We start from the raw sequence: 11,935 nt of genomic DNA, 5'->3' as shown, positions 1-11,935 counted from the left end.
ATAAGATTATGAATTTGGGAGGAAAAAAACATGGCAACATACAAGAAAGTCACAGATCTTATTGGAAAGACACCGCTCTTAGAGCTTACCAATTACGAAGCTAAGCATAAGCTTAATGCAACCATACTTGCTAAGCTTGAATACTTCAATCCGGCAGGTTCAGTAAAGGACAGAATCGCTCTTAGCATGGTCGAGACAGCAGAGAAGGAAGGAAAGCTTAAGCCTGGCTCCGTTATCATAGAGCCAACAAGCGGAAACACAGGTATAGGACTTGCATCAGTAGCAGCATCTAAGGGTTACAGACTTATCATCGTTATGCCTGATACAATGAGTGTGGAGCGTAGAAATATAATTAAGGCTTATGGTGCTGAGCTTGTACTCACAGAGGGAGCGCTAGGCATGAAGGGCGCCATAGCCAAGGCTGAAGAGCTCGCAAAGGAGACAAAGGACAGCTTCATTCCTGCGCAGTTTGACAACCCTGCCAACCCTGAGGTACATAAAAGGACTACAGGCCCTGAGATCTGGGAGGATACAGATGGTAAGGTGGACATCCTGGTGGCTGGTATAGGTACAGGCGGTACCATTACAGGAGCAGGAGAGTATCTTAAGTCAAAGAATCCTAATGTCAAGGTTGTTGCAGTTGAGCCTACAGGATCAGCGGTACTTTCAGGCGGTGCTCCGGGACCACATAAGATACAGGGTATAGGTGCAGGGTTTGTGCCTAAGACACTTAATACCGGTATTTATGATGAGATTATTCAGGTAGAGAACGAGGAAGCCCTCGATACAGGAAGAGAAATTGCAAAAACTGAGGGAGTTCTTGTGGGTATATCCTCAGGTGCTGCTGTGATTGCAGCAAGAAAGCTAGCTGAAAGACCTGAAAATAAGGGAAAGGTTATAGTCGCTGTATTACCTGACACAGGAGACAGATACCTCTCAACTGCCCTTTTCTCAGAAGCATAATATGATGATACAAGTGTCAAATGTCTTTGACATAGGAATTATTTAACAATCTGCCTTAAATATGGAAAAACTAAGAGCTTTATTATTTACTATTCTTTCTGCGCTAGCAGCGGATTGAAAATGTATCTAATGAAGCTCTTTATTTCTGCGTAATTATTTGCTATAATAAGAAGATGTGAAAAAAGGCTCATTTACTTTATCGTAAGTATAATAGCCGTAAAAAGGTGAGAATATGAATAAAACAGAAGTATCTGAGATACGTAAGCTCTTTGGCAAAGATGGATACCGCATCGATAGCCTGGCAGCCTGCTATGTCAGCATAGAGAAGGAAAAAACCTTTGTGCTAAAAGAGGCTCTTAGCAGTCTCTCAGAGGAGGAGTTGCTTTCGCACTTAAGTATCTTCCATAAGTGCCTGGGAGGAACTCTTGGTAAGAACCTTATAAATATGGAGTTTCCGCTTGAGGCAGAGTTTGGTGAAGGGCAGCAGAAGTTCCTTTTAGAGCTTCGTGACAGCGGACTAAAAGATGAGGAGAAGCTTGAGAAGTTCTTTGACCTTATTATAGCTAACTATCCTAGCAGTGATAAATACTACATAGTTACAATCCACGGCAACTATGATGTACCAGGAAAAGGAAAAGACGGTGAGACCTTAGAAGATGCCTCGGATGTCATTTACGAGTATATACTCTGTGCTATCTGCCCGGTTAAGCTATCAAAGGCAGCTTTGGGCTATGACTCAGATGCAAACCGCATAGGCGAAAGAGTGAGAGACTGGGTGGTAGAGGCACCTGACAAAGCCTTTTTATTCCCTGCTTTTAATGACAGAGGACCTGATATTCACAGTCTCCTCTACTATACAAAGAAGGCAGAGGAGCTATACCCTGACTTCGTGGAGGCAGTGTTTGGGACAGTATCACCGCCTTCACCGGTGGCACAGACCGAGACCTTTAACTCTCTTATAACAGAGACTCTTAAGGATGAGGTAAGTCTTGAGATAGTACAGAGAGTGCAGGAAAATATAGCGGAAGTAATAGAGCTAAACAAGGAAATACCTGCTCCTGTTGAGCTAACCTCTTATGAGGTAAAGGAGCTTCTAGGTAAGAGCGGTGTTGAGAGGGAGAAGCTTGAGCATTTTGAAGACACCTTCAATGAGGTGGCAGGAGAGAAGGCTACCATAATAGCCAACAACCTCCCGGTGGTTAAACAGCTTAGTATAAAAGCTCCTGACATCGAGATAAAGGTAAAGCCTGAGAGTGCCTCCCTTGTGAAGCACAAGGTGGTTGACGGAGTTCTGTCGATTGTGATTCCTGTAGGTGAAGGAGTAGAAGTAAATGGAATCACGGTAAAGCACGTAGACAATGAAATAGAGTAAACAACCCATAAAGGGAATATATATCTTTGGAGGAGAAAAGTGGATTACAGATACGGTTATAAGAACAAGAAGGAAGAAGCCGGAATGGGAAAGAAAATCAGCCTTTTTCTGTTGGGGATAGTGATAGCCTTTATCCCCCTTATAGTAAGGGCTGCTGAGCATTCTACCAACCTCACACAGTTTCCATGGTTTGGAGGTGGAGATGAAAGTCTTGATGTCTTCCTTATAGTGAAGGGGCAGGCACTTACCATAGTTGCAGTACTTATGCTGTTTGCCCTTGGTGCCAAGCTGTTTTTAGACGGCAAGAAGATAAAGCTGCCTGTGTGGATGTATGCGGTATTTGGATATGCTGCACTTACAACCATTTCAACGCTTGTATCAAAGTACAGAAGCTTTGGATTTCACGGAATGTATGAACAGCACGAGACGCTTTGGGTTATCCTTGCCTACTGTGTTGTACTGATATATGCTTATGTATATGCCAGTGACAGCTATGGTGTTAAGTTTGTAAGGGGAGCACTTGCGGTACTGGCAGTAATACATTCTTATATAGGTATTACCCAGCTTATCGGTGAGGATTTCTGGGGAAGCAAGCTAGGACGCTACCTTATTATTCCAAGCAGCTTTGAAGGAGCAGAGCAAATCAGAGAGAACCTTAGCTTTACATTCTCAGGCTCAGGTAACCACCAGGTTTACCTTACGCTTTACAACCCTAACTACGTAGGCTCTTATGCAGCTTTAGTATTCCCTATATTCCTTGTGCTTGCTGTATTTTCAAAGAAAATATGGAAGAAGGCTTTCTGGGGAATCATTACCATAATCAACTTCCTTTGCGCTATGGGTTCAGGTTCTAAGACCTTCCTTGGTGCATTTGCGGTATCTGCTGTATTTGCTGTTATTCTCTTCAGGCAAAAACTTAAGAAGGGATGGCCTATTATGGCTGGTTTTGCCGTTGTCATCATTGCCTCTGCGGCAATATACTTTAACTACATAGGCTTGAACCTTCTTACCTACCTTAAAAATTCTTTAGCAATGCAGAAAAACGATTATCTGCTTGAAAAGGTAGAGCTTAAAAATGACCATGCGGAAATCACCTACAATGGTGTCACATTTTACATAGGCTATGACGCCTCCGGAGAACAGGCAACTGTATACTTCTCAAAGGCAGACGGAAGCAAGATAGACTACCAGACTAGCGATGACGGTTCGCTAGTGTACTTAAAGGATGATAAGCTCAAAGACCTTAGCTTCCAGTATATGAAGCCTGCAAGTGATGATGTAAAGGGATATCTCATTAACTGCAATACTCCAAAGGGTTCATTTGCATTTATGAATACCGGAAACGGATACAAGATATATACCGGCGGTGGCAAGCTCGATGATATCTACAATGCTCCTGCGGCCATAATCAAGGATCACGATTCTTTTGCCTCAGGGCGTGGATACATATGGTCAAGAACCTTTCCTGTATTTTTCAATCATCTCTTGCTGGGAAGCGGTGCGGACACATTTACCATAGCCTTTCCTCAGAATGATTACATAGGAAGGCTTAATGGCGGCTTTGGCAGTATGATTATCACGAAGCCTCATGACCTTTTCCTTCAGGTTGGAGTTCAAAGCGGAGGCCTGGCACTGCTTTGCTTCCTTGCCATTGCTATTATGTATATAGTACAGACCTTTAAGATTTACTGGAAAAGAGACTTAAACGGTGAGACAGAGACTTTTGGAGTCGCTATATCACTGGGCATTATAGGCTATCTCTTTGCGGGAATCTTCAATGACTCCTGTGTTGCCCTTGCACCTCTTTACTGGGTGTTCCTCGGTGTTGGCTATGGAATCAATGCTTATATTGCTAAAAAGGATAATGTGGGAAGTGAAACCAATGAGGGAAAAAATAGTTAACTTTTACGCTAAAAACCAGCAGTTTATAAAGAGGACTCTAATCATCCTATACGACCTTGTGGTCGTATGGGTTGCGGGAGTCCTTGCTTTGCTTTTAAGATTTGACCTTAGTTTTAGCAAGATACCGGTATATTTTATCGAAAATATGCAGAGCGTACTCTTTTTAAATATGATTGCGACAGTTCTCATTTTCACTCTGAATCACCTTTACACAAGCCTTTGGGCTTATGCGGGCGTTGTAGAGATGCTAAGAATCATTATTGCAGTTTTTGTGGCAACTGCAGCAGAAGTGGTTATAGCTTTGATAAAAGGAAAAAAGGATGAGGCCTTCTTTCTCCCAAGAAGCTACCATTTCCTATACTTTTTTATACTTTTACTTCTGACTGCGGGAATTCGTTTTCTCTACAGAACGGTGAGGATGCAGATAACCAGCAGGGCCGCTACGGGAAATGTGCAGACCTCGAGGGTAATGCTTGTTGGTGCAGGAGAGACGGGCCATATGGTTATAAGAGATGTCCTCTCAAGTGCCAGTGTGATGAAGGAGCTTTGCTGTATCATAGATGATGATAAGAACAAGGTGGGAAGCTATATAAACGGAATAAAGGTGGTCGGAGACAGATACTCTATCCCTGAAAATGTCAAAAAGTACAATATAAATGAGATAATCATAGCCATACCTTCTGCAAGCAGAAAGGAACTTAGCGAGCTTATAGGTCTTTGTACCGACACGGGCTGTAAGCTAAAAATCACTCCAAGCGTAACTGAGATTATGGAGGGCCACGTATCAGCGACTCTGCTTAGAGATGTGAGCGTAGAGGATTTGCTTGGAAGAGAACCTGTAAGTGTTGAGCTTGACCTGGTTATGGGCTATGTGAGTGGCAAGACGGTGCTTGTGACAGGGGGAGGTGGCTCCATAGGAAGCGAGCTTTGCAGGCAGATAGCAGGACATAAGCCAAAACAGCTCATTATAGTAGATATATATGAGAATAATGCCTACGACATAGAGCTGGAGCTTAGACATAACTTTCCTGAGCTTGACCTTGTTGTGCTCATAGCCTCTGTGCGTAACTTGGACAGGCTTGATTCCATTTTTGCAAAATACAGGCCAAATCTTGTCTACCATGCGGCTGCACATAAGCATGTGCCACTTATGGAAAATAGCCCGAATGAGGCTATCAAAAACAATGTTTTAGGCACATACAATACTGTTAAAACTGCCGATAAGTACGGTGTGGACAGATTTGTGCTCATATCTACTGACAAGGCGGTAAATCCAACCAACGTAATGGGTGCAAGCAAGAGAATCTGTGAAATGATAATACAGACATTTGGCCACCATTCAAATACAGAGTTTGTGGCAGTAAGGTTTGGTAATGTGCTTGGAAGCAATGGAAGCGTGATTCCTCTCTTTAAGAAGCAGATTGAAGCAGGAGGACCCGTTACAGTTACCCACCCTGACATTATAAGATACTTTATGACTATACCTGAAGCAGTTTCTCTTGTACTTCAGGCAGGAGCCTATGCTAGGGGTGGAGAGATATTTATCCTTGAAATGGGCGAGCCTGTGAAGATTCTTGACCTTGCAAAGAACATAATCAGGCTCTCAGGCTTTGTGCCTGATAAGGATATTAAGATAGAATTCACGGGACTAAGACCTGGAGAGAAGCTATACGAGGAACTTCTTATGGAGGAAGAGGGGCTTAGGGATACAGATAACAAGCTCATTCACATAGGGCGGGCAATCGATATGGATGAAGAGAAGTTTAAGGCAGAGCTTGAAGAGATTATAAAGCTTGCCTTTAGTGAGCCTTCAGGCGAAAGAATAAGAGAAGAAATAAGGAAAATTGTACCTACATATAAAGGATGAAAAGATGCCAAAGAAATTATTTAAGAAAAGAAGATGGAGAGCAAAGGCTAAATCAGACCATGGTGGAAAAGGAGGGCTTAGTTTTTCCTCTAAAATCGTCTCTACAGACGGAGTTATCTGTCTTGTGCTAGGGATAATCTGTCTGATTATGCTGATTGCAGCGGTTGTCATATCAACTCTTGCCAGAGGAGCAGCTGATATCTATGTGGGAACCATAGGCGTGATTGGATTTGTGATTTCGCTTACCTGCTTTATTATCTCACTAAAAACTATGAATGATGAATATATAGCAGAAACCATACCTAAAATAGCTGTAGGAATCAACTTCCTTGCACTTTTAATCTATCTTGGACTCTATGCTTATGGCTTGTTCATTGGAATGGTATAGAATGTTCACAATTTGTTAAAATTAATTACAAACGGACTTCATATTTGTACGGTATACTCTAGACATCAGTTAAGGAACAGCAGATAAGTTCCAAGCTGAATATAAATTTGCTAGATTCCCCAATTTGTATAGATTTACTTTTTTCATTTGCAGGTTGGTGACTCCCTGTTTACCAACCACTCCTCTCTTTTTTATAAGGATAGCGTTAGCTGTCCTTATTTTTTTTTGGCTTAAAATATTAAGGTCAAAGAAATTGTAAGAATTATTTAATACATATATGATAGAAAGATGATATACTCTAGTATAGGTCGGAATTTTTTCATGTTTAAAACTAATCCGGATAATCAATGAATATAACAAACACAGGAGTAGATATATGGATACTAAAGCAAAGATTCTGGTAGTAGATGATGATAAAGAAATAGCTGATTTGGTGGAGATTCACCTTGTAAGTGAAGGCTATATAGTTAGAAAGGCAAATGATGCTGTTACAGGACTTGCTATGCTTAAGGCGGACGAAGATATTTCACTTGCCATATTAGACATCATGATGCCCGGTATGGACGGTCTTTCTATGGTCAAGAAGATTCGTGAAACCAACAATATCCCTATCATTATGCTCTCAGCCAAGTCTACAGACCTAGACAAGATAGTGGGACTCGGCAATGGTGCAGATGACTATGTGACCAAACCGTTTAATCCGCTTGAACTCACTGCCAGAGTTAAGGCAAACCTTAGAAGATTTACAGAGTTTAACGCAGAGAAAAAGGGTGGAGGTGCCGCAGATGATGAAATCATCGAAGTTGGACCGCTTTATATCAATAAAAGCACAAGAGAAGTAAGGACATACGATAAAGAGGCAAAGCTTACGCCTATTGAGTACGACATACTCTGCCTTCTTGCAAGTAATCCGGGAAGGGTATTCTCTACTGATGATATATTCACAAGGGTATGGAATGAGAAGGCATTTGAAGGCAACAACACAGTTATGGTTCACATCAGAAGACTAAGAGAAAAGATAGAGATGGACGCAAGAAATGCTAAAATAATCAAGACAGTATGGGGAGTAGGATACAAGATTGAAAAATAAATTGTTTCGCAGTGTCAGAATAGAAATAGTAACCTATGTAATAATAAGTCTGATACTCTCTTTGATAACGACCCTGCTTATTACTTTTGGATTATTTATGCTGAGAGATTTTATAAAGAGAGATTCACAAAACCTAAACAGCCCGGTACAAAGTGCGGGTACAACTGCATCCGTACAGGGTGATGCCTCGCAAATGGATAATGCAGAGGAGGATATAAGAGTAAATGAAAATATCAAGACTATAAACGGCCGTACTGACGATAATATTCTCAGTCGTTACCAGGAGGATGTAAGGATTAAACTCTCTGAAAGCCGTAGATTTGCGGGCTTTATTGTCATTGAAATGATAGTCTGTTTCATCTTCTTTTTTTCTGTGTATTTTGTCTTTTTTACAAAGAAGATAGTAGACTATTTTGAACAGATAGACAGGGGGATAGAAGAATTTTCGGAGGGAAACTTCGACATTGAATTCGAGGTAAGAAATGAAGATGAGCTATCCAATATGGCACGTAACCTTAATAGAACAACAGGAGAGATAAACCGTATTCTTGCAAAGGAGAGGGACGAGGAGAAGAGCAGAAAGGAGTTTATTACCTGTATAGCTCATGACCTGCGTACTCCACTGACCTCTGTAATTGGCTATCTCCAGCTGGTTATGGCAAAGGCTCACGCAAGCAGGAGTAATGAGGAGCTTCAGATAAAGAATGAAGAATATGTCAAAATTGCTTATGAGAAGGCTATCAGGCTTCAGGGGCTGATAGAAGAGCTATTTTCATTTACAAAGACAGATTCAACAGAGCTTAGGCTTCATCTTACTGAAATAGATGTGGTAAAGCTAATGGAACAGCTTGCCGATGAATGTTATCCGAGTCTTCAGGAAGCGGGACTTGCTCTTGAATTTAAGACCTCTGCTGAGGTCATTAAGATAGAAGCAGATGGAGAGCTTATGGCAAGGGCAATAGCGAACCTGCTTACCAACGGCATAAAATACGGTAAAGACGGCAAGAAGATTATCATTGACTTGTACAGAGAAAATGAAAACAGCGATTTACACATTAGAATAATCAACTATGGAAGGCTGATTCCTGAAAAGGACATAGACCATATTTTTGATAAATTTTATAGGGTTGAGGATTCGAGGTCCCTGCAAACCGGAGGGGCAGGGCTAGGGCTTGCTATCACGCAGAATATAGTTAAGCTTCACGGAGGCCGTGTCAATGTAAAAAGTGACCTCTCCGGAACTGTATTTGAAATAGTATTGCCTGCAAAATAGGAGAATAACGGCGTGAAAAAAAGATTGTTTTATGTCTTATCCGTATTATTTCTTTCAATTATTTTAATGACATCAGCAAAGGCAGAGGGTAAGGTAAGAGGGTTATCTGTAGAAAAGAGTGCAGAGACAAGAGGAGTCTCTTCAATTGGAGACATTGACATAGAGTACGGTGTAGCCGGCTATATCCGCGTATCCTCTACGGTAAGAGTTAAAGTAAGTATAAAAAAAGCCAAAGAAGACTTTAATGGAAGTGTATATCTAAAATATTATGCTATTGGGGACAATCCATCTTCTTATAGTGAGGAGATTAGCATAAAAAAAGGAGAGAATGCGGAGGTTTATTTCTATCCTTTTATCAACAACTCTGACCCGAGCTTTAGAGTATCATTTATGGATAGCACCGGAAAAGAACTTGAGAGTTACGAAGATGATATTGATGCGAAAGATGCTGATGGGGCGTCGGAGATAGTTGTTGCGAGCTTTCTTTCAATGGATGCTGACGCAGTCCTACCCGGCAGCGAGAATTTTAGAGTTAAAAGAATATATCTTAAAGAAGATGATGTTACAGGAGATTACCGGGCACTTAGTTCCTTTGACCTTGTGATAAGGCCGGATGATTATGAACATGTCTTTAAGACGGATACGGTGGATATTCTAAAAGAAAGAGACAGACAGGGCGGTGTGAGTATAACCGAGAGTGAGATGTCTGAGTTTAATATTAAAAGGCTGTATTTGGCAAGGGAAAATCAAAATGACTGGGTATGGAGAGCTGAGAGAGTTCTTGTGCCTGTTCTTGACAACCTGAATATAAAGTCAGGCAAGTATATAGCAATTATAGTCATATATATAATAGTGGTTAGCCCTGTGACATATCTAATATTGGCACGTAGAAAAAAGAGAGTACAATACTGGATATTTGTACCGGTATGGGCAGTTATTTTTACTGTTATCATCTATATGGTGAGTACAGACAGTCGTATAGATGGTATCTACATGAACTATGTATCTGTACTTGACCTAAGAGAAGGCAAAGATAATGAAAATGTTTCGTTCGCAGTAACAAACTCATCCAATACGCCATATACGCTTGAGGTTAACAATGAATATAAGGTGGGCAGCCTGTATGGAAGCTTTACTGAGCCAGCAGAAAAAACAGTAAGCAGAACAGTCTATAACATAGAAAATAAGCATGATGGAACTGATATTAATGTACTAGAGTCCGCTGCCTTTGACACCTTGTATTTAAGGGCGAGGGGAACACCTAACATAGTTGCAAAAAGTGCAGGGAAGTTCTATAGGGACAACACTGTATTAAAGGGAGAATTTACCAATACTCTTGGCACTGACTTAAGTAAGGTATTTGCTGTATATGATGACGAAATCATATATTTGGGTGATGTGCCAAAGAATGAGACCAAGAGATTTTCAGCAGAAAAAGAAAGTGTTTACCTTAATGATCTGACTGGAGGTCTTCAGGACTCGGTATATCTAAACAGGATATTTGACTTTGCTTATGAGGGAGAAAACCCTAAGATTCAAGCACTCATGACTTCTGTACTTGATAAAGTCTCCATACTTGGACATGAGAAGCCTGCCTTTGTTGCTCTTGCAAATAACCGTCTTAGCGGGGAGTTCTCTTCTGATGTGAACACTGCTAAAGGCTACACATTGGTAGTGCTTCCGGCAGAAAAAACAGTAGACACCGGTGTAGAGTATGATAACTTCGTGAATTCTATAGGTAAACTCCCTATGTACATGTACGATAAGAGCTACAGTTTTTCAAATGATGCACTGGTAAATAGAAACTCTGTTGATATTACCTATGACGTGGATATCAAAAAAAAGGTGAGGGACCTCAGGCTATTTGCCAGATACAAGGAAGAGGTAAACCCTTGCAGGGTATATGCCCTCAACAAGCTGACAGACAGATATGATGTGGTTTTTGAGCCTGATGAGGATTATATAAACAGAATTAAGGAATATGTAAATACCGGTGGGAAATCAGGCTTTAACAAAGGTAATGATCAGGAATGTTATATGGGTGATGCCTATGTAAAGGATGGCAAGCTGACTCTGCGTTATGAGATAGACCAAACTGCCTATGATGAAATATCTTCATTTACCATACCGAATATACCAAAGATATCAATGGAGTATGAATAATGATAGAGATAGATAATTTAGTCAAAAGCTTTGGGAAGACCAAGGCACTGGATGGGATTTCACTGAGAATCGGAGATAGTGAGATATACGGCTTCGTAGGGGCAAACGGCGCAGGCAAAACTACTACTATGAGGATAATATCAGGTCTTATCCCTGCTGATTCCGGGAAGGTAACAATAAACGGACTGGATAGTGTAAAGAATATCAGGCAAATTAAAAGCAAAATAGGCTATGTACCTGATTACTTTGGCGTGTACGATAACCTAAGAGTCACAGAATATATGGAGTTTTTTGCGGCAGCCTATGACTTGACCGGGAGAGAAGTAGAGAAAAGATGCCTTAGGCTTTTGGATGAGCTTGGGCTGGGAGATAAGCCTGACTTCTTTGTCGACGACTTATCAAGGGGGCAGAAGCAGAGACTGGGGCTTGCCCGTGCCCTGGTTCACAATCCTGACATTTTAGTTCTTGATGAGCCTACATCGGGCATGGATCCAAAGGGAAGAATAGAGACAAGGGACATACTAAGAAGGCTCAATGAAGAAGGTAAGACCATCATCATAAGCTCTCATATTTTACACGAAATATCGGAGCTTGTTACCGGACTTGCAGTTATAGAAGAAGGCAAAATTGTTATGAGTGGAAGCATAGAAAGCATTGAAACAAAAATGCACATAGAAAATCCAATCATAATGAAGGTTATAAAAAATGCTGACATTGCAGCTGAAGTTCTTAAAGAAGATGAAGCAGTGCTTAACCTCACAATAACAGAAGATAATGAGTTTTACATAAGCTATGGCGGTTCTGATGAGGATGAGGGATATCTTCTTAAGAGACTTGTGGAAGCTGGTGTTATGATAACTTCTTTTTGTAGGAGAGGACACGACCTTGAATCTGTATTTATCAAGATAATGGAGTAG

9 protein-coding genes are annotated in these 11,935 nt (G+C 41.0%); all 9 read left to right on the top strand.

Annotation, left to right across the window (positions count from 1 at the left end):
• Positions 1 to 30: 30 nt before the first annotated feature.
• The gene (gene cysK, locus ACO6HM_RS02525) at positions 31 to 963 is read left to right on the top strand and encodes a cysteine synthase A (protein WP_485389614.1); all 933 of its coding nucleotides are present in this window, start codon (positions 31 to 33) and stop codon (positions 961 to 963) included.
• Between the two features lie 232 nt (positions 964 to 1,195).
• Entirely contained in the window at positions 1,196 to 2,335 is a 1,140-nt protein-coding gene (locus ACO6HM_RS02520; protein ID WP_485389613.1) for a DUF4317 domain-containing protein, read from the top strand.
• 39 nt (positions 2,336 to 2,374) lie between these two features.
• Positions 2,375 to 4,237 carry an O-antigen ligase family protein gene (locus ACO6HM_RS02515; protein WP_485389612.1) on the top strand — a complete coding sequence of 621 codons (1,863 nt, stop codon included), beginning with the start codon at positions 2,375 to 2,377 and terminating at the stop codon, positions 4,235 to 4,237.
• Complete coding sequence (locus ACO6HM_RS02510; RefSeq protein ID WP_485389611.1) at positions 4,218 to 6,104, top strand: polysaccharide biosynthesis protein; 1,887 nt, start codon at positions 4,218 to 4,220, stop codon at positions 6,102 to 6,104. Before ACO6HM_RS02515 ends, ACO6HM_RS02510 begins: the two co-directional genes overlap by 20 nt.
• Before the next feature lie 4 nt (positions 6,105 to 6,108).
• Positions 6,109 to 6,492, top strand: a complete 384-nt coding sequence (locus ACO6HM_RS02505) for a hypothetical protein (protein ID WP_208429331.1) — start codon at positions 6,109 to 6,111, stop codon at positions 6,490 to 6,492.
• Positions 6,493 to 6,868: 376 nt separating this feature from the next.
• A complete protein-coding gene (locus ACO6HM_RS02500) occupies positions 6,869 to 7,582 on the top strand; it encodes a response regulator transcription factor (protein ID WP_485389610.1) in 714 nt (237 codons plus the stop codon).
• On the top strand, positions 7,572 to 8,855 hold the full coding sequence (locus ACO6HM_RS02495) for a sensor histidine kinase (protein WP_485389609.1): 1,284 nt from the start codon (positions 7,572 to 7,574) through the stop codon (positions 8,853 to 8,855). The genes ACO6HM_RS02500 and ACO6HM_RS02495 overlap by 11 nt, the downstream gene beginning before the upstream one ends.
• Before the next feature lie 12 nt (positions 8,856 to 8,867).
• Positions 8,868 to 11,018, top strand: coding sequence for a hypothetical protein (locus tag ACO6HM_RS02490; protein WP_485389608.1), 2,151 nt, complete (start codon positions 8,868 to 8,870; stop codon positions 11,016 to 11,018).
• A complete protein-coding gene (locus ACO6HM_RS02485) occupies positions 11,018 to 11,935 on the top strand; it encodes an ABC transporter ATP-binding protein (RefSeq protein WP_485389607.1) in 918 nt (305 codons plus the stop codon). Before ACO6HM_RS02490 ends, ACO6HM_RS02485 begins: the two co-directional genes overlap by 1 nt.

This window comes from Catonella sp. (assembly GCF_057250765.1).
Note: the sequence above shows the minus strand (reverse complement) of the source record. Positions and strands in the feature narration are given on the sequence as shown.